This is a genomic window from Enterobacter cloacae complex sp. IR5402 (assembly GCF_049238125.1).
Taxonomy (GTDB): domain Bacteria; phylum Pseudomonadota; class Gammaproteobacteria; order Enterobacterales; family Enterobacteriaceae; genus Enterobacter; species Enterobacter hormaechei_C.
Genome location: NZ_JBMKHO010000002.1, coordinates 625,979 through 648,275, shown reverse-complemented (window position 1 = coordinate 648,275; position 22,297 = coordinate 625,979). Strand labels below are relative to the sequence as shown.

Below are 22,297 nucleotides of genomic sequence, written 5' to 3'. Positions count from 1 at the left end.
AGCAAGATCCATTTTGAAAAATCTATCGCATAAACAACAATATTATCAGACTGCACTTCAGGCTCATGCCTTCCAACTGCCACTCCATTCCGGTACTCAAGCGGCCATACGTCAGGTGCAGCGAACTGAATAGTTCCATCAGCTGAGTAGTATGCATGGTTGCTTGCGCAGCTGAACGAAACCCGATAATCCAGTGCAGAGGAGGTAAGATCGATATCGCTAAGGTCAACCCACTCGCCAGGCGGCAGCGTCATAACATTAGCACCGGTAATAACTATGCCGGATGGAAAACTATCTGATGATGCGCCAAGCTCAGTCACACCAGGGATAAATAAGCCTTTCATAATTGCACCACAAGCGATGATAAATATTTCAAATAAAACCGGCATAGGCCATGCTATTTCATGGCTCTGGTTTCTTTCTGGCAGTTCGCCTGCCACGCTTTGTTATGCGCCAGGATGTCTTTCTTCGTCTGGCGGTCCATAACGTCGATATCGTGTTCAGTCAGGTAGATCGGCTTTACCCAGTCACAGGCGGTATCAACCACCACCGGGACGCTTCCACGTGTCACGCAGCTCGCGATCAACATCGTCATCAGGCATGCGGTTAACATTCTGCTGTACATTGCTGGCCTCTTTCGTTGCTTCTACCCGGCGTTCGGCTACTGCTTGAGTGGTGGCGGCCTTATCTTCAGTGCGCTGCTGGTCTGCTTTCGCTTCCGCTTTGCTGGTGCCGCGGATATGGCCCAGGCCAAAAGCGCCTGCAATGGCGGAAATGACCAGTGCGGCCAGCCCTATTATCGTTTCGATACCCACATTCACCTCACACCAGAATTGATTTCGCCAGGTTAAACAGCGCGCGGCGTTTATCCAGCCCGTTGCGGCCGCCATTGATTAGCAGTGTCACGCGCTCCACGTCCCCAGAATGAAGCAGGCATCCGCGGGAGGCATAGAACCATGCGGCTGAGCGCGCAGCGTATTCATCCTCTTCAAGCAGTTCCGGGTGAGTAACAAGGTCTAGTTTCAACGCGTGGCCACAACTGCGATAGTTGCTCAGGCCGGTAACCTGTTTCAGCCCGCGACCGCGATATTTCCAGCCATGGCCTGCTGCCTGATTGCCCAGGTGTTCTTTACCCCACTCTCCACCGTATACCAGATTAGCGATTGCTTTCTGATTAGCCGGGTGCGCTGCCGTTCTGCCAAGCGCTGCGGCCTGCTGTGGAGTGATGCGGTGGCTGCCGAACGTCGGTACCAGGTTTTCTGCCGCATAATTCAGGTTTTCCACCAGCCGGGTAAATCTGGTGCTTTCATGCCCCATCTGGGCAATGAACATGGCCTGATCAAGCGGTGCGGTAATGCCGTATTCCTTCATAGCGGCGTCGATATGCGGAAACCAGCGCGCAGCTAACCCGGCGCTGATACCAGCCGCCCTCTGAAATTGTGTTTGGTTCATTAGTGCCTCAGTACATCAACTAGGCGCGCCATGTTTCCCCGAGCCCAGAGAACGGCAGCACAAATCAGGACGTTCACCAGCACCACGAACCAGTGCGATTCATGGTACAAGCCGAACAGGTAACGGAAAGGGACGCTGGCGTATACCAGCACCGTGAAATAAGCCATCAGCGATATTAGGGGGCGATGTCTCGCCCCGCCGCGCTGGTAGAACATCAGTGCAATAACGATAACAGCAGAGATAATTGCGTTTGCCATCGCACTCGGATCACTTGTTACCATTGCTGGCCCCTCCACCACGTAAACGCGAGAGAATTCCAAACAGGCTACCCAAATCCTGACTGTTGACGAATGTCAGCAGCTTAATAGCAATAGCGGCTACGATTACCGCACCCAGCGCATCAAGTGGCCTGTCGCTATACCCCGTCCATTTGGAGAAGTAAGAGCCAAGCAGTGGAGCGCCGATAACCCCGAAGATGAATGAGGTGATGAAGTAGCCCACCAGCTTGAGGCGGCTGATATTAACAGCCGTAGCGACGTAGAACACCGCACCAGCGAATGCGCCAAACACCACACCGTAATCTATGCCGGTTGCCAGTCCGAACATGCTGGCCCCCATCAGACCACCAGCCGCTACCGTAGTGCCAGAAACAGGATCGGACATTTAACCCCCTCTTATTGCCGTGAGTCCTCTCAGATTGAGGGGAAACAAAAAAGCCCCCAGTTGGGGGCCATATGAAATTATACTTTTATGTGTTCATTGCCTTCGAGATGCTTAAGCACATGTCTAAATCACAACACTTATCATAGTAAGATAAAAAATGCGGACCGCGTTACTTTTTTTTGCTATGATTGAAAGACTAACAACATTGATGAAACGGACTATCAAATTCAATTAAACCATCGAGAGATAAATCAATGAAATCAGTAATCTACGTGGAACATTCTGATGAGGTTGAAGTTAGTGGTAATTTTTCTAATATTGAAGCACCATTTCTCGTAGCAAAAAAAATAAAAAAACTCACCGCACAAAAAAATATTTCTAACAGTAATTCAACACATTACGAAGTTGAAGATTGCGGAGAGCTCATAGCTGAGAATAATGTAGATTTAAAAAAAATTAAAAAACAGAGGGTTAGTTTAACTAATACCACGCCTAGCTTCAAAGTGTCGATAGTTTATATATTAGTAATGAGAGCCATATATGGAAAATAATGACCAACCAATGTTTAAACTAAAGAATGTTGACAAAGTAAATTTGAAAGAAAACGCTACAACATCCGACACTCTCGCTGACGCAGAAAACATTAAAGAATTTACCGCAATAAATAATCAAGCAGGTTCAAATAGAAACAAAAACAAAGACATTTCAAAAACCAGAAAGATTTATAACTTCGTTCTTAAAAACTCACTGACTATCTGCATTACAGTTATAAGTGCAATTATAGCTGCCGTAATAAAAGTTAAACTTAATATTTCTTGACATCTTAACAAAGCGGTGCTCATTAACAATTAGCACCGCCTATTTTATCAATCCATATTTAGTTTAATATCAAGCATTGAAAGACAGCCATCAATAAACCCTTCAGCCATCTGTATCTCTATGCGAATAAGTTTCTCATCCTTCTTTCTCGCTTTCGCGATTTTCCGTTTTGAGATGCCATATAAATAATGAGCAACCAAGAGCGAATGCTCATATGGTTTTCGTTTTTGAAGCCGAGCCAAACACCCTTCTATAATCAGGGCGTCGTCGTCAGTGCAAGAAAGGCGGGATTTACTTGTTTGAGGAAGAAGCCCTTTGAAACCAGCTGCGATTGGTGAGTAATCCACGCCAGAACTATCGCTCGCGGCCCAACCTCCCCAACGCTCTAATACCTTCTGAATGTCACGCATGTTATCTCCACTTTTCATGCTAATACGCCGATTGCCAGCGCACGATCTAAAAACCGAAACAGCAGCGTTAACTGGTCGCCGTATTTCGCTTCAAATGCCACGGGATCAGCGTGTAACTCGTCGTGATGTGCTCTGCACAGCGGTATCACAAACAGGTCATGCGCTTTGGTACCCATTCCACCCTGCCCGTGGCCTATCAGGTGGTGGGGGTCGTCTGCCGGGTTATTACAGCAACAGCACTGCTGCGACTTCACCCAGCGGGTGTATTTCTCGTTTTCCCAGCGTCGGCGCTTTGGCCTCAGCATGAAAGATTCCGGAGTTTCAGGATCAACCTTCACCACCACTATCTTTTTTGCCTTCTCCTGAAAGATTTGCGTAGCCGGTAATGACGGGACAATGTCGCTTTCCCTCATCACTGAACTGTGCTGTTCCGGCTTGATTCTGAGTGCTTTACTCGCCACTGATTCAGGAACAAGATCAGCCAGATCATTACGTACCATCCACCAGCAGAACTCAGGAAGCGAAAGAGTGTGGTCAGCGCTGAAACCTAAATCAATATTCACCCTTTCCAGAAGCCATTTTACCAGGTTCTGCATGGCAATTCCTGCCAGTCTTTCAGTGGTTTGCTCACGTAAATGGTTATCACAAGACCAGCAAAGACGAATGCTCCCCGGAGCGTGGCGCATTACCGTAAAGTCACTGGCATGCCAGTCAGTGTGAGGCCACTGACATTCAAATTTTCTCTCCAGCCAGGCATCAAGGCTACTCAATCCACCAGCTCGCTGAATGACCCTTTCGTTAACGAAAATAGCCTGCATGTTGGCATCGTCAGTCAGGGGCTGGTGGGCTTCAGGGATTAATCCCGATGGCAGATGCTGTATGGCTTCGGATGGTGGCTCAATAACTACCCTTCCCTGACGGAATAACCAGAGCAGTTCGGTACCAGGGCGGAACAGAACCACCCCGGATATCGGCGCAATTTCAGGCGTCAGTATGGCTCTCACCCAATTCCCCCCATTGTTGGTTGATGCCTGGTTATCGATATTTCTACCCTTCCGCCACGCACTTTCGGCCCCCACTCCACCAACATTCTCTGCACCTGGCTGTCATCCTCCCAAATGCCTGCATGCGTGAACGCGTCAAACAGAGCCTTGTTGTAGTTGTCGATGTCGCGGCGGCGGGCATCTGGAGGAAAGAGAAGGATCTCCACCGCAGCTGGTGATGATGATGGTTTTGGTAAGCAACGCAGTTGCTCAATGATCGCTGCACATGCCGCGCTCTGGTATGCCCTACCCTTCTCGCTGATAAGATGGCGGCCTTTTAACGGCCCCTTGTTTGGGGCTCGCCAGTATGTGTTTACGCTCGGTGGGAACGGGAGCACCAGTTTCATAACGTCACTCCCTGTTTTTTCAGCCATTCAACAGCGTTATCTCTGGCCTTATCTCCACCGGATAGCAGGTCTTTGATGATCGTCACTGGATCTGCATCCCATTCCGTTTTGATGACGGTAATGCCCCTGGCTGCGCCAGGAGCAACAGTGATGTAACCCTTTTTCTTAAGTGACTTCACGTGCGCTACAGCAGCGTTCGGTGATGCGCAGCCAATTAATCCGGCAAGCTCCAGCATCGTAGGTGGGAAGCCAGACTTTTCGATATGAACCTTGATAGCTTCGAACACTTCATTCTGACGCGGCGTTAATCCGATCATGACTCTACTCCATAACGCCCGTTCAGGCGTCCGATTACGCTGTTGAACATCACCAGGCTTACGCCCATCGGTTTAACCTTCTCGTGGTACTCCTTCAGGATCGGAGGCACTACGACATTCCAGCTTGGCTTTGGCTTCTGCTTTAGGGCTTTTTTGATGGCATCGTTGCATTGACGGGCTACATCACGCACAGCGTTCTCATGCTCGGTAGATAACTTTTTCATGCGGCGCGCTCCTGTAGTTTTTTCATGGGAACGGCAACTGCCGGTATAAGCTCAACAGCTGGTGATTCAGATTGATTTCCCCAGTGATCCCAGCCAGGCGCACCGCAACGGCTGAATAGTTCGATGCGCGGAACGTCACCATAAAGTTTTTCCAGACGGAAACGCGCCTCTGCTGGCTTCTGGCTGTGCTCACCGAGTGGACTGTAGATAACCTGCTTGATGCTGGCGCACTTGCGTTCCAGTCCATTTCCCCTGGTGGCGATTAGCAGGTCTTCGGTATTGGCTCGGGTGTAGTTCCCGCCGTTCATGCGTGTTTGTACGTTCAGCAGGTCGAGGAAGTCGTAAAAATCCTCCACACGGCCTGCCTGAAGTGCTTTGTTGATGTGCTGCTCTGCCAGTGGATTGAACTTTACCCAGGTAAAGCCCTTCATCGTGCGGACCTTAAAGCCCCACGCTTCAGCCAGCTCGATAGCCTCTCGGGTGTGCGTACCGGTGAACCACATAGCCAGAACTGCATCATCGGCAGCCAGGTCCCAAACCGGCAAGCGCTTCATGTCGATCAGTTTCATCGTGTCGTAGTGATCTTCTGCTGCACCGTTACTGGCTTTGTTGTCATAGAGCCAGGCTGGGTCAGCGTAAATCAGTGAGTATTTCATCAGACATTCCTCGCTCGGCCAGCCAGACACCATGCATCAGAGGGTGCTTTCACTTTCGGCGCCATGCTCAGGCAACGCTGACGCTCAATCAGTATCTTCATCCGCTGCTCTTCGTTCTTAGAGCGGTTGAAGGCATCCATAAGAACTGTGGCTGCACGGTGGTAGAGCCCTTTTTCAAACAGGCCTTGAGCCTTATCCATCATCCTAGTTACAGCTGGATTCGGCGCTTCTTCCTGTTCCGATACAGCTGGTGTATCTGCCCGGTTAATTTTCAGTGCAGAACGCCCCTCGCTAACGTCACCACCCGGCGCTTTGGCAAAATACTGGTAGCACTTGCCGTTATGCTGGCGTGTTGCACGATTCAGTTTGACCAGATGGCATACACCGCGCTGAACAGCGTGAACGTCGTACTGGGGCATTGATGCTGCGATCTGTTTGTTAGTTAACCCAGGGTTTTCAGCGATGAAAATTTGAATATCTTTCAGAAGGCTCATGAGTTCGCTCCTCTGAAACCTGCCGGGATGACTTTGTCTGGCTGACCGAATTTCAATGGATCTTGTTTGCGGACAGCGTCCCAGTCCTCACGCTTAGGTCGGCCTTTGCTATTCCAGCGCAACGCGTTCTGCAAATATCCTTCGAACTTCGTTGGCCTGAACAAAGTTGTAGGCTGCATGTGTTCGTAGTATTTCGTGTCTTTCCACTGCTCGTGCTTGTAATCAATAACCAACAGCAACTCATCGTGTGTGAAGTTCTCACGAAGTCTGGCGCGAATATTATCCAGGGAGCTTTTCCCCTTGCGGAATGTCTTACCAGTAACGTCATTGAGATGGTTGAGGATTAAGACTGCCTGACCAGTTATCAAATCAACCTGATTGACACATGCAGTGTCGGGTTGCGACGCAACCTGACAATTAGGTTTTTTATCTGATGGATCAGTAGTTGATTTTACTGACGGATCCCCACCAGATTCTGACGGGTGAAAACTGCCATTATTACTGTTTTTCGACGCATCAAATTTTGACGGGTCGAATTTTGATGCATCAGATTTTGACGCGTCAGATTCTGACAGGTGAGAAAAGGCGGCTGCCTGTAATTTCGAAACATTGAGCTGGTAAACATTCGATGCATTGCGGTTGCCTTTACGACGCTGCTGGCGGGTTAACCAACCGTCTTTTTCCAGCTGAGATATAGCTGTGCGAACCGTGCTCTCACCAGCACCAATCTGGCGCGCAATGGTAGCAATGGAAGGCCAACTAACCCCTTCATCACTGCTGAAGTCTGCCAGACGCGCCATGATGGCAACGCTGGACAGCTTCATGCCTGAAGAAGCGCAAGCGTCCCAAACGTAACCGGTTAATTTAGTGCTCATGGTCGTCCTTTAACTCTGTAAATTTACGCTGGAATTGCTCAAGAGGGCTGAAGCACTCATGATCGTACCCTTCGCGAAGGTATATAACGCGTCGAGTCTCTGGCTCCCATCTGATGACGCGCACCGGGACGCCATAGTGATCTCTGAAACGCCGGTTAAGTTCTCGCATAGCGCTCTCCCCTTCCGACGCCAGACACCCACAATCGCCATAGCCCTGCTGTGGTTACACGGAACCCATCGGCCTGATACCATGCGCTCATACCGAAACGACGAGGTCCCATATACGGGAATTCCCCGTAGTTGCGGAAGACGGTTGTTTACCGTTAAACTGTTCATGCGTTAGTTTCTCCACTGATACGACACGCCAAGACGCCCGGAGCTGCACACTCGCGGGCGTCACTCATTTCTGGCAGGCAATAAACACGAGAGATCAAATTCAGGAATGTCATGAGTGTGACCCTGAATTGATATGCGATATCGTTAAGGCTCTGCCATTCGCCTTTGTCTACAACGCCATCTTCGATGTAATGGCGGTATGCATTGACTAACTCGCCAAGCCGACCCACCATCTCAGCCAGTTTCATCCCAATCTCTTCGTTCTCATCATCTGGCACAGCGCCAGGAACATGGATCCCGTTATCGGTTTCACGAGAGAACGCATCGGCGATATAACTAACACCAGCAGCCTTTTGCAGGACCATAGCCCAACCCATAGGGAAGATCTGATCTCCACCAGCGCGCAGGCGGTTGAACAGAGCATCCTGAGTTACGTCCAGTATTTCGGCAGCCTCCACATATCCACCCGGTAAAGCTGCAATCGTCTTGCGGACTGCTGCCACCAGCCAAGCTGGTTGTTTTTCTACTTTCCAGTGTTCATTTCCCACGGCTAACCCCTTATCTCTGTGGTTATTTCTGATCGTTTGGCGATGTATTCTTGCCATAACGTTCTGGGTTGAATTCCAGTTCACCAGCAGTTCGATACGCAGCTTCAGCAGCTCGTCCTTTTGGGATTAAGCGTCCTGGGCGGTTACGCCACTGGTAAACGGCCTCACTGGTGATGCCAAAAAATTCGGCAACTTTTTCAGTACTGCCGAAATGTCGTTCAATCTCGTCGGTTGTCATGAAGCCTCCTTAGCTAAGTTTGATTAGATATTAATAACCAATCTAACTTTGGTCAATAAAAACTAAGATTACTTAGTCTTTTTTAAATTTGGTGCTTTCATGGAAACGGTTGGTCAGCGCATTAAAGCCCTACGTAGGGTTACAAGAACCTCTCAAAAAGAACTGGGTAAATTCTGCGGAGTTAGTGACGTAGCGGTCGGTTATTGGGAAAAGGATGTGAATACCCCAAACGGTGAATCGCTGGTTAGGCTGGCGAAATTTTTCAATACATCAATAGATTACATTCTTTACGGCACCGAATTTGAAGGTACCCTCATAACTAAAATGCGGCGTGTGCCAGTGATTTCCTGGGTTCAGGCTGGGCAGTTTACGGAATGTAAAACTGCTGATTTGTTCAGTGATGTCGATAAATGGGTTGAGACATCACTTCGCATTGGGGATAGCTCGTTCGCTTTAGAGGTCAAAGGGGATTCAATGACCAATCCAAATGGCCTCCCAACAATCCCTGAAGGGGCTACCGTTATTGTTGATCCAGATGTCGAACCCCTTCACGGGAAGATTGTTGTTGCGCGCATTGATGGCACTAACGAAGCGACTGTTAAAAAACTTGTCATTGATGGCCCACAAAAATTTTTAGTCCCACTAAATCCTCGCTACCCCAACATACCGATCAACGGTAACTGCCTTATTATTGGCGTTGTTAAAGGCGTTCAGTACGAAATCTAATTTCCCTACCTCCTCAAAACACTAAGCTAAGAAAAGTTTGGTGTTTACCCTTGACCTAAAAACTAAGTTAAGTTAGATTTTATTCATCAACAGCGAACATTGTGGGTAGGCAGTATGAGCACTAGCGCAAACAGAAAGACGATTAAGTTGCCAGCCGGCGAGACATTTGCGCCTATTAGCAATAAGCGTAAGAGCTGTGGCTATGTCGAATTGACGCTGCATGTAGATTGCAGCGCCTTGAAAGCTCAAACGCAGGTTGTTGAGGCGGTCAGCAAGCGTTACTTGCCATTAATCGAAAAGGTTCCTGGTGAGATTGTCGAAGTAATCATTGGCAAGCTGATCATCGAACTGAGAGCTCTCGTCTTCAGTTACAACGTGACCACAATTTCCACAGACAGCTCCCGCAAAACTGTCAGAGCCTTCAGGTATCGCGGTGCTATCGAAGAGTTCGCCACTGCATTCTGGGCAAGAGAACTTAACTTCGTCCATTTGTAATATCCCTCTTGGTTGTGTGAGAACTCCAAGAATACCACCGAGCCTGATGTGGTGAAAAGACAGGCAACGTTTTCATTGCTGTGTGTAGTCTTGGCGGTCGGCAGTTGTGAATGTCCTTAATGTCGACCGCCCCTTTTCACAACTGAAAGCGCGTTCAGCCGGTTCCTTGAGAGGCCTCAGTCGTTAAATCAACCTCAGGAGAACGCGCTCCCAATTGTGGAGAAGCTAACTGGCGGTGGCAGCCGCCCGTTTCACTAAGTGCCCTGGTTGGGTGCTTACTAAAACGAAACCCCTTTATGTTTTGTCGCCGTCAGGCGAGGGATTCGTGCAACCAAAAATCAGCGCTGTGCAGAGCGCTTATAACACGGAGAAACTATCCATGACGAACACACAGAACGTCACCGAGATACAACCACGTATGACCAGAGAGCAGTTGATCGAGGCGGCACGTATAGCAGCTAAGTTCCTGCCAGTTGCATCAGCTCAGCTTATGAATGAGCTTGCTAACCGTCTCGATATCACCAGCGTAGCGCTTTGCGAAGCGTTGGCGCAGCGTAAGGAACTGGCTGAGCAGAACGCTACGCTGCGTGAGGATGTTGCAAGTTGGGCCAAAGAGTGCGACCGCATCGAAGAGCGCCACACCAAAACGCCTACCAATATGCATCTTCTGGAAGCTCAGCGAGAACTGCGTGAGCTGACTCCTGTTGTCATTTCAATGAATAACGAGGTTGCTCTCTAATGGCTAACTCATTCAAGCAAATGACAAAGTCTGGTCTGATTAAACGTACCGATACCGGGATGTTTATCGCTCTTTCCGATATCCACGTTCGCGAAGGTTTCAACAAGCGTGAAGATGATGAACGCACCCGCCAGGCTGATGATGACCTGTTCAACTACCTGATGAACGGCGGATCAGTTCCACCGCTGGAAGTTATCGCGCGTGATGAAGGTGGCGTATGGGTTGTAGAAGGTCACCGCCGTCGCCGCTGCTATGCGCGCTGCGCTGAAGCTGGCAAGCCAGTGGACCGCATTCACATCATGCCGTTCAACGGTAACGATGTTCAGCGCCTGGCGCGCATCATGACCAGTAACAACCAGCTCCCGCTATCCGATATGGAGCAGGCAGCTGTTATTCAGGAGCTTCATAACGCCTTCAACCAGACCACCAGCGAGATCGCAAAACTAGTCAACAAGTCTGTTCCTACTGTCGAAAAGCTTCTGCTTCTTAGCACAGCTAACCATGACGTTCAGAAAGAAGTTAAATCCGGGACCGTGTCCGTAGATGTGGCCGTTGACCGAGTAAAAGAGTTCGGGGAAAAGGCCGGTGAGGTTCTTCAGAAGGATAAAGCTTCCGCGGCTGCAAAGGGCAAGAAGAAAGTTACCCGCAGCGTGATAGCGCCGGAAATTAGCGTGAAGAAAGCGCGGCGTCTTGTAGAACTGATCAGCCTGGCGGGTATAAGCGACACAGGTGTTATCTCTCTTGAAGGATTGGTCCATGCAGAAGTCGTGGAAATTATCGACGAGCACAAAGCTATCGCCGCGCAGCGTCATGGAGAAAAATCATGATTACTGGAACCTCAAATTACGATGAAGTTCCGGTAGTTCCCTGCAAAATCTGTGGTGGTTACTACAAGGCTGATGAGCCTGAAATGCACGTCTGCGAGGAGGCCGCCCAATGAGCAACATCGACAAACGCGCACAGAAAGAGCTATATGCAAAAGTTGAGCAGCAGGCTCATTCTCTTCGTGGGAGTCCTCGCGAATATCAGGCGTTAACCGGTATGTGTCCGGTTAACGTTATCGAAATGCATGCACAGAAAATTCAGGCGCTGCTGGATGAGCTGGAAGCCAAAGACAACAGAATCAATCGACTCGAAGCCATTGTGGCTGTTGCAGAACAGCGCAACGCCCTAATGCGTGAGTGGAAGCGCGCCCTGAAAGTACCTCGTGACCTCGTTGATGACCAGGTGCCAGTTGTTATTCATGGCATGGTTATTCGCCTTGAGAGGCTCAAAGAGACCGAAGAGAAGTTGGAAGCCGCAGAGAAGCGCAACGAACGCGCACTGTCGCTCCTGAAAGATGCCAGCCCGGAAAACGTCTGGGAAATTATCGGTCGTCTGAAGGTTGTTATCAGTGGCGATTATCGTAGTGAAGCTGAAATCGCAGCCGCAGCCGGTAAAGGAGAGTGAAATGAGAATCGAACGTACAAAAAACTGTGATTATCTTGATGTTCAGTCAGATAACACAAAAACAATATTTATTGATAACTCAAAATGTATTGAACCAATAGAAATAGATTGGGTTCAGGCAAGAAAATTAATAGCCGTCCTGACGCATTGGCGTGATACCGGAAAGGTAGAGGACTAACCCATGAGCACTATTACCAAAGAACGATTACGTGAACGTGCGCGCGAAAAGGTTAAGGGCCTGGAGCTTGCCGTAACACAGACCGCTTTCGCTGATTCTCGCGCGGAGCTTGAAGAAGAGCTGGAGCTGGCGCGTATCGCGCTGGCATCGCTCGAAGCGGAGGCTGTGTGCGTTATCGACCAGTCCAATCTTGATTATCTCAAATCTGGCTCTGATGCAGACGTGTGGCCAGCATCAAGAATAGAAATGGGTGATGTGCTTCTGAACCGCGCAGCCATGCTTCAGGGTGCAGATGGTACCCTCACCAATGAAGGTACCATACCAGTCACGCAATTTAAGCCGGTAGCAGACCTGTACGGCTTAACCTCACCAACTGGCGGCGAAACATCATTCACTTTCGACGCTGTTGAAGCTCGCGATTTTATTGATGGCGGGTGGTCATGCCAGGAGTACGTGGAGCTTGGACGCTTTCAGGAAGCCATGCTTCAGAATGGTAACTCTCCAGCGCAATCCGATTGCTGTCCGGAGCAAAACTACATCGCTCCGGCGCAAGACGGCAACTCTCCGGTGATTCCGGATGGTTTGCGCCTGGCGCTCAGCAACGCTGGAATAGCAGCGCCAGAATCAGATGAAATGCTTGCGGCAACCTATGAGAAGCACATTCAAGCGCTGGTTACTTGGGTAAAAGACAGAAAGCCATTCAAGTCAGCGGTGATTCCGGATGGTTGGGTGCTGGTGCCAGAAGAACCCACCCATGAAATGCTTGAGGCTGGAGATGAACAATTCGGAACTTACGATGTGTATCGCCGGATGATAACAGCAGCACCGCAGCAGGAGGTGAAGTGATGCCTCCAGTCAAAGTGGTTGTTATCACGGCGGTGATGTTCGCTATCTGCCAGTTGATATCCATATCCGGGTATGGGATATGGTGAGCAAACTCAAACAGCGGCGCTTGCGCCGCCTTAAAGCGGATGTAGCCTGGTGGCGGGAGGAAGCAGAGGATTGCCGCTCCCGTCTGCTGGAGCTGGCCGGTGAAATCGACAGGCTCAAAAAGCTGGTTATCCGCGTGCCGATGCCGGTCCTAATGCCAAAGGAGATGGTCCACCAGCTCTATTACACCGAAACAAAAAGATGTCGTACCTGCAATGATGGGCTCCGTGGTGGTTGTTCATCATGCATTTTCTATAAGAGATAGCCGGGTGCAGCCGGTTAAGTGGAGAGCTATACGATGAGCGGACAAAGCCAACGTTTTCTTACCCCTGATGACCTCTATCAGCTTACTGGATATCGCCGCCCTTCTCTTCAATGCAGAGCACTGAAAGAAAGCGGAGTATTTTTCGTGCCTCGCAAAGACGGTAGACCAGGAACAACGTGGGACCATGTTACCAACCCTGCTGGTCTTAAGCTGGTAGTGAACAAACCAGAGGAAGAAGAACCAAACTTTAAGGACATGTAATGTCAAGAAACCGCAAAAATCCAGATGATAACTGGATGCCGCCTCGCGTTCGTCGGGGAAAATCAGCCTATGAGTTCAGAGCACCAGACGGGAGAACAGTTAGATTGTGTAATCACGATCTGACTAAGGCTCAAGTCTGGGCGGCTTATGAAAACTTCATCAACGATATCAAGGTTGGATCTAATTTCCATGCTCTTTGCGAAGAGTTTTTTAACTCTGGTGACTTCCATGAGCTGGCAACAGAAACAAGAAAGGACTACCGGAAATATGGCACTAAGGTGAATGTAGTTTTCGGAAAAATGAAACCAGAAAATATCAAACCTGAACACATCCGAAAGTATATGGACAAGAGGGGTGTTAAGAGCAGGGTTCAGGCGAACCGTGAGAAAGCGTTTATGTCGAGGGTTTTTAGGTGGGCTTATGAGCGTGGAAAAGTGAAAATGAATCCTTGTCAGGGCGTGAAGCAGTTTAAGGAGCAGGCGCGCACCCGGTATGTTACTGACAAAGAATATGATGCGCTTTTCAGTGTTGCTTCATTACCAGTAAAGATTGCTATGGAATTAGCCTATTTATGCTGCGCACGTCAGGGGGATATTCTAGATCTTAAGAAGAGTCAGATCCTTGATGAGGGTATTCTAATTCAGCAAAGTAAAACGGCAGTAAGTCAGATTAAAGCATGGACAGAGCGCCTATCAAACACAATCTCTCTGGCAAATTCACTGCCATTAAATAACGGAATGGTTAGCCTGTATGTGATCCACCAGCAGTCTGGATCACGTTATACCCGAGACGCCTTCAATGCTCAGTGGATGAAAGCAAAAAAGGCGGCGACTGAGAAATTTCCAGAGCTTGAATTCACTTTCACGTTCCATGATCTGAAAGCCAAGGGAATATCTGATTTAGAAGGAACGCTTCATGAGAAACAGGAAATTTCAGGTCATAAAAATGCATCACAAACGGCGAGATACAACAGGAAAATTTCTGTGGTGCCAGTGGTCGGGGGGCAGTAATGCCCTCTTCTTATGGCGAAAATGAATGGCGAAACAATGGCGAAAGGCGAAAAATAAGCAATAAAAAACCACCTTTCGGTGGTTTATACGACACTGCTTATCATTGATTTTATTCTACTTTTCCCATGGTAGCCGGAGTGGGACTTGAACCCACACAGCGCGAACGCCGAGGGATTTTAAATCCCTTGTGTCTACCGATTCCACCATCCGGCCAGGGAAGAAAGTGGAGGCGCGTTCCGGAGTCGAACCGGACTAGACGGATTTGCAATCCGCTACATAACCGCTTTGCTAACGCGCCTTAAATCTGTTGTCTTTCGACCTGCACCCGCAAACTGCCGATGCTTTAATCTGGAGCGGGAAACGAGACTCGAACTCGCGACCCCGACCTTGGCAAGGTCGTGCTCTACCAACTGAGCTATTCCCGCATGTCATCAAGTAACTATTTAACGACTTCCTAACCACTTGATTTCATTATCGTCCGGCTAACTGTGCCGCCGTTCGATGCGTTGCATTCTACTGATATGACGTTATGAGTCAACGTTATTTTTTGCATCTCAGGACCGTTTGCTGAAAATTAAGCCGAAACGATCACTGTTCAAGCAAATCACCGCGCGCAGCGTTCAAATATTGCAGCATTGACCACAATGTCAGCACCGCCGCAACCCACAGCAGACCAATGCCGGCCCACTCAACCCAGGCATTCGGACGCCACAGCATCCACACCAGCGCCGCCATCTGCGCAGTGGTTTTAACTTTCCCAATCCAGGACACCGCCACGCTGCTGCGTTTACCCAGCTCCGCCATCCACTCGCGCAGGGCAGAGATAATAATCTCACGTCCAATCATGGTCGCGGCAGGCAGCGTCACCCACCAGGTATGATAATGTTCCGCCACCAGCACCATCGCGATTGCTACCATCACCTTATCCGCAACCGGATCGAGGAATGCGCCAAAGCGGGTGCTCTGGTTCCAGCGACGCGCCAGATAACCGTCAAACCAGTCCGTCACGGCAGCGATCAGGAAAATAAGCGCACAGGCAAAAGGCGCCCAGACGACCGGCAGGTAAAATGCCAGGACGAAGAACGGAATGAGCACAACGCGAAAGAGAGTGAGCAACGTAGGGATATTAAATCGCATGATGACGGTAACTGTCTGTTGTCAGTAAAATTTAGCTCTATGTTGCTACAGAGCCCTCAATGTTTCAACGAGTAGTAGATCTTTTCTGCCAGCCCTTGCGAAATACCCGGCACTTTTGCAATTTCTTCCATACTGGCGTTGAGTAATCCTTGCAATCCGCCCATATACTTCAACAGCATCTGGCGACGTTTTGGCCCGACGCCTTCAATCGTCTCAAGGGTACTGGTATTTTTCACTTTCGCCCGTTTTTTACGGTGCCCGCTGATGGCATGATCGTGCGACTCATCGCGAATATGCTGGATCACGTGCAGCGCAGGGGAATCCGGCGGCAGGCTAAAGCCCTCGCCTTCCGGCTCAAAGAACAGCGTTTCCAGGCCAGCCTTACGATCTGCCCCCTTCGCTACCCCTAGCAGCAGCGGATGGTTCTTGTCCCACTCTACGTCGAGCGATTCGAATACCGCCTTCGCCTGCCCCAACTGCCCTTTCCCGCCGTCGATAAGGATAACGTCCGGGATTTTGCTCTCTTCAATCGCTTTACCATAGCGACGGCGCAGCACCTGGTTCATGGCGGCATAATCGTCACCGGGCGTAATGCCGGTGATGTTATAGCGACGATACTCTGCCCGCAGGGGGCCATTCGCATCAAAGACCACACACGACGCCACGGTCTGCTCACCCATCGTATGGCTGATGTCGAAGCATTCCATGCGTTTCACTTCCGGCAGCTTGAGCAGCGTAGCAAGGGCGGTTAAACGCTGGCTGACGGTCGACTGCTGGGACAGTTTGGTGGTCAGCGCCGTGGCGGCATTGGTTCGTGCCAGCTTCAGATAACGCGCGCGATCGCCCCGCGGTTTCGTCTGGACATTCACCCGGCGGCCTGCCAGCTCTGAAAGCGATTCCGCCAGCAGGGTTTTATCGTCGAGCGTGAAGTCCAGAAGGATCTCCGAGGGCAGCGTACGCATCTGGCTGCCCTGCAAATAAAACTGGCCGACAAAAGTCTCCACCACTTCACCCAGCTCAGTGCCGCCCGGCACTTTCGGGAAGTAGCTGCGGCTGCCGAGCACTTTGCCCTGACGAATAAACAGCACGTGAACACAGGCCAGACCGGCGTCAAAGGCTACGCCGATAACATCGAGGTCGTCGCCCGTATTAGAAACAAACTGCTTCTCGGTCACCCTGCGCACCGCCTGGATCTGGTCGCGGATGCGTGCGGCCTCTTCAAATTCCAGCGCCGCGCTGGCTTTTTCCATACGAGTAATCAGTTGCGTCAGCACCTGATCGTCTTTCCCGGCTAAAAACAGGCGGACATATTCCACCTGCTGCGCGTACTCTTCTTCGCTTACCAGCCCTTCAACGCACGGCCCCAGGCAGCGGCCAATCTGATATTGCAGGCACGGCCGGGAACGGTTGCGGTAGACGCTGTTTTCACACTGGCGAACGGGGAAGATTTTTTGCAACAGCGCCAGCGTTTCGCGTACGGCATAACCGTTCGGGAAAGGGCCAAAGTATTCACCCTTCGCATGCTTAGCGCCACGATGCATCGCCAGGCGAGGGTGGGTATCACCGCTCAGGAAGATAAACGGGTAGGACTTATCATCGCGCAGCAGGACGTTGTAGCGCGGCTGATACAGCTTGATATAGTTGTGCTCAAGCAGCAGCGCTTCCGTTTCCGTATGCGTTACGGTGACATCAATGTTGTGTATAAGTGCGACCAGCGCTTCGGTTTTACGGGAGGCAAGGTTGCTGCGGAAATAGCTGGAAAGGCGTTTTTTCAGATCTTTTGCCTTACCGACATAGATAACCGTACCGCCAGCGTCGTACATTCGGTAGACGCCCGGCTGGCTGGTGACGGTTTTCAGAAATGCTTTTGAATCGAACGCTTCACTCACTGACTTATTAACGACTCCGCATTGCACAAACCATGGCGAATGGCCAGGTGAGTCAGTTCGACATCACCGTGAATGTTCAATTTACTGAACATCCGATAGCGATAGCTGTTGACCGTTTTCGGGCTGAGATTCAACTGCTCTGAGATCTCATTCACCTTCTGACCTTTAGTGATCATCAGCATAATCTGCAATTCGCGCGCAGACAAACTGGCAAACGGAGATTCCGTTTTTTCCGGTTCAATCTGACTCAGAGCCATCTGTTGAGCAATATCAGAAGCGATGTAACGCTGCCCGGCGTATACGGTGCGGATCGCATTGACAACTTCCTGCGGCGCGGCGCCTTTACTGAGATACCCGGCAGCACCCGCCTGCATAACCCTGGCAGGCAGCGGATTTTCGGTATGGACGGTCAGCATGATAACTTTGGTATCAACGAACATGCGCGCGATTTTGCGCGTGGCTTCAAGCCCGCCAATACCGGGCATGTTCATATCCATCAGCACCACGTCTGCGGAGTTAGCGCGACACCATTTGACGGCATCTTCGCCACAGCACGCCTCGCCGGCAACTTTAATACCCTTTATATCTTCAAGAATGCGTCGTATCCCTGCGCGCACCAGTTCGTGGTCATCAACAAGAAGGACGTTGATCAAAGGAAATGTCTCCAGAATAGGGATAACGCTACTGACTGCTAATTGAGTTTATATTAACGGTTTTCCATGCAAGATTAAAACGCTAAAAAATCGGCTATACGATTCTGGTCTCGTTTTTGGAAATTAGGCTGTACAGCAAGTGGAAAGAAAACCCTTGTCCGCTGGGCTTTTACCGCTATTTTCTAGCATCGATATTCAAAAAGTTACTAAAACAGTTGTTAACTCAAACGAAAAAGAGCGCGCGATTTTTTGTAACAACAATTAACGAATGACGAACCGGGGATAAACATTTAATTGCCGCTAACATATTGGACAGAGTACCTTCATAATCCGCGTCGACCAATAATCGCGGCGCGACAAGTATAAAAAACAACCACTGCATTTTTTGCCATAGCTTGTGGTATACTCCGCCGCCTTAACTTTCATCGTCGCGCTCATGCGCTGTTTTATAATGAGGAAAATAAATGAGCACACCTGAATTTGCCACTGCCGAGAATAACCAGGAACTGGCACAGGAAGTAAACTGCCTGAAGTCGCTGCTGACGCTTATGCTACAGGCGATGGGCCAGGCTGATGCTGGTCGTGTGATCATTAAAATGGAAAAACAGATCGCGCAGATGGAAGACCAGGCGGAATCCGCTGTTTTTGCCAATACGGTTAAGCAAATTAAACAAGCCTACCGCCAGTAACAAAAACGGCTGGATGCAAAGCATTCAGCCGTTTTCTCGTCTGACACGCAGAACATGATATCAGTCAGATAAGTCCCGTCGCCGCGGCATAACACGCTATCTGGATCTTATTCGGTGCGTTGAATTTCTTCTGCATATTCTTCTGGTGGAAATTGACGGTATTTTCCGAGATGGAAAGAATGATGGCGATTTCTGCCGACGTCTTCCCTTCTGCGGTCCACTTCAGAATTTCCCGTTCACGCTTGCTGAATTTCATTTCAGGCGGCATCACCGTCTCATGTTCAAAGCGCAACAGCGTAGTGAGCGCCATCTGGACCAGCATTTGTAAACGCAGCTCAACTTCTTCACTGGATATCGAGTGTGCCTGTAAGCTGGTACATGACACGGAAAGGAAACCGAGCGCATGATTTGGCATCATCAGACACTGCGTTATTCCCTTGCGTAAACCGTGGTCCCGCGCGCCGTCCCATAATTGCTGGGCATCCGTGAATAATTCATCCGTCCAGGGCAAATGTCCCTGAATGAAATTCTCCGGCTTCAGTACCGGGTCAATGGCGAAATAATTCTCGGATTGATATTGCGCCATCCATTGTTGCGGATAACTGGAATGGACGGATGTTCGCGGGCGGGTAAATGGCACAGGGTGTCGAACACAAAGCGCATAATAATCGAATTCAAGCGCCTGCGTTTGTCGCTGAAGTTCCTGATATACCTCGTCAGCACAGGTCATTTGCTGAAACCGGAGGACGCATTCCCGTCGCCAGGTGAAAAAGTCTATATCCCTCATACTTGCCGAATGAAGCCTCTGATAAAGATAATCATTATTATGGTGAATATAACCTAACACATTTAGCATGATTATTTATATAAAATATCGGCCACAGGCAGATTATCTTTAATTTGGCGATGGCTTATCCACTTCAGGCGGAATAAAAAAGCAACAGAACGGAGTTTAAGGGAGGATTATTTGCTCCAGAAGCGGCATCTGGAGCAAATTGAACGCTAAAATGCTACTGCATCAAGAATTTTTCAAGGAACTGACGGGTACGGGGCTGCTGCGGATTGGCAAACAGCGCTTTAGCTGGCCCCTGCTCAACTATTCTCCCCTGATCCATGAAAATAGCCCGATCGGCAACGTCGCGGGCGAAGCTCATTTCATGCGTCACAATCACCATCGTGCGTTTCTCCTGCGCCAGCTGTCGGATGGTGTTCAGCACTTCCCCGACCAGCTCAGGATCGAGCGCGGATGTGGGTTCGTCAAACAGGATCACATCAGGGCGCATCGCCAGCGCGCGTGCAATAGCGACACGCTGCTGCTGCCCGCCAGATAAGCGACGCGGATAGCTCGTCTCCTTCCCTGCCAGGCCAACCTTCGCCAGCAGCTCGCGGGCGCGGACCGTGGCGTCTTCCTTAGGTTCCCCCTTGACGATGACCGGCCCTTCAATAATGTTTTCCAGCACCGTGCGGTGCGGGAAGAGATTAAAGCTCTGGAACACGAAGCCGACATGCTGGCGCAGGCGGCGAATCAGCCCTTTTTGCTGGCTGATGGGTTTCCCGGTATCAATGGTGATATCACCCACGCGGATCGTCCCGCCTTCGGGCTGCTCCAGTAAATTGATGCTGCGCAGCAGCGTGGTTTTGCCTGACCCGCTCGGGCCGATAATTGCCACCACTTCGCCCTGCTCAACCTCAAGATCAATGCCATGCAGCACCGTTTGCCCGTGGAATTTTTTCACCAGGTTTTTGACGTCAATTGCACTCATTTTGGATCACGCTCCTGGCGGTTAAGCTGGTTTTCAAAATAGTTTTGCAGAGCGGACAGCACCGTCGCCATCACCCAGTAAATCAGCGAGGCCGCCAGATACATAGTAAACACTTCCAGCGTACGCGAGGTGATCAGCTGCGCCTGACGGAACAGCTCCGGCACCTGAATGGTCGCCGCAAGGGAGGTGTCTTTCACCAGGCTGATAAAGCTGTTGCTCAGCGGCGGCAGCGCCACGCGCGCCGCCTGGGGCAGGATTGCCCGGCGCAGCGTCTGCCACGGGGTCATCCCGATACTGGCCGCCGCTTCCCACTGCCCTTTATCGATGGAGGAGATCGCCGCACGCAGCGTTTCAGAGGTGTACGCCGCCGTATTCAGCGACAGGCCAATCATCGCCGCCGGGATCGGATCCAGCTCGATACCGAACTGTGGCAGCCCGTAGTAAATCATAAACAGCTGGGCGATAAGCGGCGTTCCGCGGAACACGGAGATGTAAAACCGCGCCAGCCACCGCACCGGCCAGATGTTGGACATGCGCATCAGTGCCAGCACAAACCCGAGCACCAGCCCGAAGAACATCCCGCCGATACTGAGCTGTAAAGTAAACACCGCGCCTTTAAGCAAGAACGGCAGCGAATCAATAACCAGTTGAATACTTTCTTGCATTATTATTTTTCTACCTGATTTTTAGACATGAGGATGATAGGCAAACAGCGCAGGCGCTCCGCCAGTATGAACAAACAAAATAGGTCCTTCATCCTTAAAGCGCTTGCGGGCAATGCCGTCGATCAGGCCCGCCATTGCCTTACCGGTATAGACCGGGTCAAGCAGAATACCTTCGAGACGGGCCAGCAGCTTAACGGCCTCCATCCCTTTATCATTGGGGGTGCCATAGCCCGGCGCGAAATAGTCATCCCACAGCAATATTTCCGCCTTCGCCTGAAGCGCAAGCTGTTCAGCCACCGCCTGTTGCAGGGTGACGACTTTCGGCTTTTGGTCCGCAACGCTTCTGGATACCGTCACGCCAATCAGCTCGACCTCCGGCATCAGCTGCTCAAGCCCGACCGCTAAACCGGCATGGGTCCCCGCACTGCCGGACGCCACCACCACCGAGGATAAACTTACCGCGCCTTCGCACTGCTGAGCGATTTCCAGCGCGCTCTCAACATAGCCGAGGGCACCCAGCGCATTCGAGCCGCCAACCGGGATCACGTACGGACGAAAACCCTGCGCTTCCAGACGCGTCGCCAGCTCGTCGAGCTGTGCTGCCGGGTCGGTCAACGCGTCGACCATTTCAACCTGCACGTTGAACAGATCCAGCAGCAGACGGTTACCGTTAGTCAGGTAATTCTCTGCCTGCGTCCCGATCGGGTTCTCCAGCAGGGCTACGCAGTGGAGTCCCAGCTTCGCCGCCACTGCCGCCGTCTGGCGAACGTGGTTAGACTGAATTGCCCCGGCGGTGATCAGCGTATCCGCCCCCTCGCGCAGGGCATCGGCGGCGAGAAATTCCAGCTTGCGCAGCTTATTTCCGCCCATCGCCATGGGCGTCACATCGTCACGCTTAATGAAAATATCGCGCCCCAGATAGTCAGAAAATCTCGGGAGAAACTCCAGCGGCGTGGGTGCGCCGATAAATTCCAGACGGGGAAAGCGCGTTAAATTCTGTAGTGACATGGTTCCTCCGGTCACGCA

General features: G+C 50.6%; 37 protein-coding genes, 3 tRNA genes and 1 pseudogene. 13 read left to right on the top strand and 28 right to left on the bottom strand.

Translation table 11 applies throughout. The features are described from left to right. From ACOTXL_RS06275 to ACOTXL_RS06250, 6 genes are all read right to left on the bottom strand, one after another. Positions 1-440, bottom strand: a 440-nt coding sequence (locus ACOTXL_RS06275; protein WP_421625853.1) for a hypothetical protein, incomplete at its 3' end; no start/stop codon positions are given. Next, entirely contained in the window at positions 398-589 is a 192-nt protein-coding gene (locus tag ACOTXL_RS06270; protein ID WP_045626480.1) for a hypothetical protein, read from the bottom strand. The genes ACOTXL_RS06270 and ACOTXL_RS06275, both read right to left, overlap by 43 nt. Continuing rightward, positions 540-815, bottom strand: coding sequence for a hypothetical protein (locus ACOTXL_RS06265; protein WP_045351165.1), 276 nt, complete (start codon positions 813-815; stop codon positions 540-542). Before ACOTXL_RS06265 ends, ACOTXL_RS06270 begins: the two co-directional genes overlap by 50 nt. Positions 816-822: 7 nt before the next feature. Continuing rightward, entirely contained in the window at positions 823-1,452 is a 630-nt protein-coding gene (locus ACOTXL_RS06260) for a glycoside hydrolase family 19 protein (protein WP_045351151.1), read from the bottom strand. After that, positions 1,452-1,733 (bottom strand): phage holin family protein, encoded by a 282-nt coding sequence (locus ACOTXL_RS06255; protein ID WP_045351152.1) that lies wholly within the window; start codon positions 1,731-1,733, stop codon positions 1,452-1,454. The genes ACOTXL_RS06260 and ACOTXL_RS06255 overlap by 1 nt, the downstream gene beginning before the upstream one ends. After that, positions 1,720-2,115, bottom strand: coding sequence for a phage holin family protein (locus ACOTXL_RS06250; protein ID WP_022648767.1), 396 nt, complete (start codon positions 2,113-2,115; stop codon positions 1,720-1,722). Before ACOTXL_RS06250 ends, ACOTXL_RS06255 begins: the two co-directional genes overlap by 14 nt. A gap of 272 nt (positions 2,116-2,387) precedes the next feature. Here ACOTXL_RS06250 and ACOTXL_RS06245 point away from each other — a divergent pair, with 272 nt between their 5' ends. Together ACOTXL_RS06245 and ACOTXL_RS06240 are read left to right on the top strand one after the other, a co-directional pair. Continuing rightward, complete coding sequence (locus ACOTXL_RS06245; protein ID WP_127341249.1) at positions 2,388-2,666, top strand: hypothetical protein; 279 nt, start codon at positions 2,388-2,390, stop codon at positions 2,664-2,666. Then, complete coding sequence (locus ACOTXL_RS06240; protein WP_045351153.1) at positions 2,656-2,934, top strand: hypothetical protein; 279 nt, start codon at positions 2,656-2,658, stop codon at positions 2,932-2,934. Before ACOTXL_RS06245 ends, ACOTXL_RS06240 begins: the two co-directional genes overlap by 11 nt. A 47-nt stretch (positions 2,935-2,981) precedes the next feature. Here ACOTXL_RS06240 and ACOTXL_RS06235 read toward each other — a convergent pair whose 3' ends face one another. The 11 genes and pseudogenes from ACOTXL_RS06235 to ACOTXL_RS06185 all read right to left on the bottom strand — a co-directional run bounded on the left by ACOTXL_RS06235 (position 2,982) and on the right by ACOTXL_RS06185 (position 8,422). Further along, complete coding sequence (locus ACOTXL_RS06235) at positions 2,982-3,344, bottom strand: antiterminator Q family protein (protein ID WP_045351154.1); 363 nt, start codon at positions 3,342-3,344, stop codon at positions 2,982-2,984. A gap of 14 nt (positions 3,345-3,358) precedes the next feature. Further along, positions 3,359-4,348, bottom strand: a complete 990-nt coding sequence (locus tag ACOTXL_RS06230; RefSeq protein WP_045351155.1) for a DUF968 domain-containing protein — start codon at positions 4,346-4,348, stop codon at positions 3,359-3,361. Continuing rightward, complete coding sequence (locus ACOTXL_RS06225; RefSeq protein ID WP_045351156.1) at positions 4,345-4,734, bottom strand: RusA family crossover junction endodeoxyribonuclease; 390 nt, start codon at positions 4,732-4,734, stop codon at positions 4,345-4,347. Before ACOTXL_RS06225 ends, ACOTXL_RS06230 begins: the two co-directional genes overlap by 4 nt. Then, a complete protein-coding gene (locus ACOTXL_RS06220) occupies positions 4,731-5,051 on the bottom strand; it encodes a LexA family transcriptional regulator (protein ID WP_045351157.1) in 321 nt (106 codons plus the stop codon). The genes ACOTXL_RS06225 and ACOTXL_RS06220 overlap by 4 nt, the downstream gene beginning before the upstream one ends. Then, the gene (locus tag ACOTXL_RS06215) at positions 5,048-5,275 is read right to left on the bottom strand and encodes a hypothetical protein (RefSeq protein ID WP_022650831.1); all 228 of its coding nucleotides are present in this window, start codon (positions 5,273-5,275) and stop codon (positions 5,048-5,050) included. The genes ACOTXL_RS06220 and ACOTXL_RS06215 overlap by 4 nt, the downstream gene beginning before the upstream one ends. Then, positions 5,272-5,931, bottom strand: a complete 660-nt coding sequence (locus tag ACOTXL_RS06210) for an MT-A70 family methyltransferase (protein ID WP_023315874.1) — start codon at positions 5,929-5,931, stop codon at positions 5,272-5,274. Before ACOTXL_RS06210 ends, ACOTXL_RS06215 begins: the two co-directional genes overlap by 4 nt. Next, positions 5,931-6,425 carry a hypothetical protein gene (locus ACOTXL_RS06205; protein ID WP_045351158.1) on the bottom strand — a complete coding sequence of 165 codons (495 nt, stop codon included), beginning with the start codon at positions 6,423-6,425 and terminating at the stop codon, positions 5,931-5,933. The genes ACOTXL_RS06210 and ACOTXL_RS06205 overlap by 1 nt, the downstream gene beginning before the upstream one ends. Continuing rightward, complete coding sequence (locus ACOTXL_RS06200) at positions 6,422-7,300, bottom strand: conserved phage C-terminal domain-containing protein (RefSeq protein ID WP_045351159.1); 879 nt, start codon at positions 7,298-7,300, stop codon at positions 6,422-6,424. Before ACOTXL_RS06200 ends, ACOTXL_RS06205 begins: the two co-directional genes overlap by 4 nt. After that, the gene (locus ACOTXL_RS06195; RefSeq protein WP_032619902.1) at positions 7,290-7,469 is read right to left on the bottom strand and encodes a DUF4222 domain-containing protein; all 180 of its coding nucleotides are present in this window, start codon (positions 7,467-7,469) and stop codon (positions 7,290-7,292) included. Before ACOTXL_RS06195 ends, ACOTXL_RS06200 begins: the two co-directional genes overlap by 11 nt. Positions 7,470-7,776: 307 nt before the next feature. Continuing rightward, positions 7,777-8,241 (bottom strand): annotated as a pseudogene (locus tag ACOTXL_RS06190) (YmfL family putative regulatory protein); the annotation flags it as partial. After that, the gene (locus ACOTXL_RS06185; protein ID WP_045351161.1) at positions 8,207-8,422 is read right to left on the bottom strand and encodes a Cro/CI family transcriptional regulator; all 216 of its coding nucleotides are present in this window, start codon (positions 8,420-8,422) and stop codon (positions 8,207-8,209) included. The pseudogene ACOTXL_RS06190 and the gene ACOTXL_RS06185, both read right to left, overlap by 35 nt. 99 nt (positions 8,423-8,521) lie before the next feature. Between ACOTXL_RS06185 and ACOTXL_RS06180 the strand changes: the two genes are divergently transcribed. After that, on the top strand, positions 8,522-9,148 hold the full coding sequence (locus ACOTXL_RS06180) for a LexA family protein (RefSeq protein ID WP_045351162.1): 627 nt from the start codon (positions 8,522-8,524) through the stop codon (positions 9,146-9,148). A gap of 288 nt (positions 9,149-9,436) precedes the next feature. On the opposite strand, the gene ACOTXL_RS06175 is transcribed toward ACOTXL_RS06180, so the two are convergent. Continuing rightward, positions 9,437-9,637, bottom strand: a complete 201-nt coding sequence (locus ACOTXL_RS06175) for a zinc ribbon domain-containing protein (protein ID WP_023315867.1) — start codon at positions 9,635-9,637, stop codon at positions 9,437-9,439. Between the two features lie 331 nt (positions 9,638-9,968). On the opposite strand from ACOTXL_RS06175, the gene ACOTXL_RS06170 reads away from it, so the two are divergent. From ACOTXL_RS06170 to ACOTXL_RS06135, 8 genes are all read left to right on the top strand, one after another. Beyond that, the gene (locus ACOTXL_RS06170) at positions 9,969-10,382 is read left to right on the top strand and encodes a hypothetical protein (protein ID WP_045351167.1); all 414 of its coding nucleotides are present in this window, start codon (positions 9,969-9,971) and stop codon (positions 10,380-10,382) included. After that, positions 10,382-11,209, top strand: a complete 828-nt coding sequence (locus tag ACOTXL_RS06165) for a hypothetical protein (protein ID WP_045351163.1) — start codon at positions 10,382-10,384, stop codon at positions 11,207-11,209. The genes ACOTXL_RS06170 and ACOTXL_RS06165 overlap by 1 nt, the downstream gene beginning before the upstream one ends. Positions 11,210-11,318: 109 nt before the next feature. Further along, the gene (locus ACOTXL_RS06160) at positions 11,319-11,831 is read left to right on the top strand and encodes a hypothetical protein (protein ID WP_045351164.1); all 513 of its coding nucleotides are present in this window, start codon (positions 11,319-11,321) and stop codon (positions 11,829-11,831) included. Position 11,832: 1 nt separating this feature from the next. Next, positions 11,833-12,009 (top strand): hypothetical protein, encoded by a 177-nt coding sequence (locus ACOTXL_RS06155; RefSeq protein ID WP_157845141.1) that lies wholly within the window; start codon positions 11,833-11,835, stop codon positions 12,007-12,009. A 3-nt stretch (positions 12,010-12,012) separates the two neighbouring features. Continuing rightward, positions 12,013-12,855 (top strand): hypothetical protein, encoded by an 843-nt coding sequence (locus tag ACOTXL_RS06150; protein WP_065186928.1) that lies wholly within the window; start codon positions 12,013-12,015, stop codon positions 12,853-12,855. Between the two features lie 79 nt (positions 12,856-12,934). Next, entirely contained in the window at positions 12,935-13,204 is a 270-nt protein-coding gene (locus ACOTXL_RS06145; protein ID WP_045350315.1) for a hypothetical protein, read from the top strand. A gap of 33 nt (positions 13,205-13,237) precedes the next feature. Then, complete coding sequence (locus tag ACOTXL_RS06140; RefSeq protein WP_072050211.1) at positions 13,238-13,465, top strand: DUF4224 domain-containing protein; 228 nt, start codon at positions 13,238-13,240, stop codon at positions 13,463-13,465. Next, positions 13,465-14,475 carry a tyrosine-type recombinase/integrase gene (locus tag ACOTXL_RS06135; RefSeq protein ID WP_045350314.1) on the top strand — a complete coding sequence of 337 codons (1,011 nt, stop codon included), beginning with the start codon at positions 13,465-13,467 and terminating at the stop codon, positions 14,473-14,475. The genes ACOTXL_RS06140 and ACOTXL_RS06135 overlap by 1 nt, the downstream gene beginning before the upstream one ends. Before the next feature lie 126 nt (positions 14,476-14,601). Here the strand turns inward: ACOTXL_RS06135 and ACOTXL_RS06130 are convergent. The 6 genes from ACOTXL_RS06130 to uvrY form a co-directional block, all read right to left on the bottom strand. Then, a tRNA-Leu gene (locus ACOTXL_RS06130) sits at positions 14,602-14,688 on the bottom strand. An 11-nt stretch (positions 14,689-14,699) separates the two neighbouring features. Next, positions 14,700-14,773: transfer RNA gene (locus ACOTXL_RS06125), tRNA-Cys, on the bottom strand. Positions 14,774-14,824: 51 nt separating this feature from the next. Continuing rightward, positions 14,825-14,900 (bottom strand) — tRNA-Gly (locus ACOTXL_RS06120). Positions 14,901-15,063: 163 nt separating this feature from the next. Beyond that, on the bottom strand, positions 15,064-15,612 hold the full coding sequence (gene pgsA, locus ACOTXL_RS06115; RefSeq protein WP_003859652.1) for a CDP-diacylglycerol--glycerol-3-phosphate 3-phosphatidyltransferase: 549 nt from the start codon (positions 15,610-15,612) through the stop codon (positions 15,064-15,066). Positions 15,613-15,668: 56 nt separating this feature from the next. Then, on the bottom strand, positions 15,669-17,501 hold the full coding sequence (gene uvrC, locus ACOTXL_RS06110; protein ID WP_003859650.1) for an excinuclease ABC subunit UvrC: 1,833 nt from the start codon (positions 17,499-17,501) through the stop codon (positions 15,669-15,671). Continuing rightward, positions 17,498-18,154 carry a UvrY/SirA/GacA family response regulator transcription factor gene (gene uvrY / locus ACOTXL_RS06105; protein ID WP_045350313.1) on the bottom strand — a complete coding sequence of 219 codons (657 nt, stop codon included), beginning with the start codon at positions 18,152-18,154 and terminating at the stop codon, positions 17,498-17,500. Before uvrY ends, uvrC begins: the two co-directional genes overlap by 4 nt. A 397-nt stretch (positions 18,155-18,551) precedes the next feature. On the opposite strand from uvrY, the gene ACOTXL_RS06100 reads away from it, so the two are divergent. Then, a complete protein-coding gene (locus ACOTXL_RS06100; RefSeq protein WP_418235935.1) occupies positions 18,552-18,632 on the top strand; it encodes a hypothetical protein in 81 nt (26 codons plus the stop codon). Beyond that, on the top strand, positions 18,619-18,843 hold the full coding sequence (locus ACOTXL_RS06095; protein ID WP_003859644.1) for a DUF2594 family protein: 225 nt from the start codon (positions 18,619-18,621) through the stop codon (positions 18,841-18,843). Before ACOTXL_RS06100 ends, ACOTXL_RS06095 begins: the two co-directional genes overlap by 14 nt. Before the next feature lie 64 nt (positions 18,844-18,907). On the opposite strand, the gene sdiA is transcribed toward ACOTXL_RS06095, so the two are convergent. From sdiA to dcyD, 4 genes are all read right to left on the bottom strand, one after another. Continuing rightward, positions 18,908-19,630 carry a transcriptional regulator SdiA gene (sdiA, locus tag ACOTXL_RS06090; protein ID WP_003859639.1) on the bottom strand — a complete coding sequence of 241 codons (723 nt, stop codon included), beginning with the start codon at positions 19,628-19,630 and terminating at the stop codon, positions 18,908-18,910. Between the two features lie 223 nt (positions 19,631-19,853). Continuing rightward, positions 19,854-20,606, bottom strand: coding sequence for an L-cystine ABC transporter ATP-binding protein TcyN (gene tcyN / locus ACOTXL_RS06085; RefSeq protein ID WP_003859634.1), 753 nt, complete (start codon positions 20,604-20,606; stop codon positions 19,854-19,856). Next, positions 20,603-21,271, bottom strand: a complete 669-nt coding sequence (tcyL, locus tag ACOTXL_RS06080) for a cystine ABC transporter permease (RefSeq protein ID WP_003859632.1) — start codon at positions 21,269-21,271, stop codon at positions 20,603-20,605. The genes tcyN and tcyL overlap by 4 nt, the downstream gene beginning before the upstream one ends. Before the next feature lie 21 nt (positions 21,272-21,292). Continuing rightward, a complete protein-coding gene (gene dcyD, locus ACOTXL_RS06075) occupies positions 21,293-22,279 on the bottom strand; it encodes a D-cysteine desulfhydrase (protein ID WP_045350312.1) in 987 nt (328 codons plus the stop codon). Between the last annotated feature and the right edge of the window lie 18 nt (positions 22,280-22,297).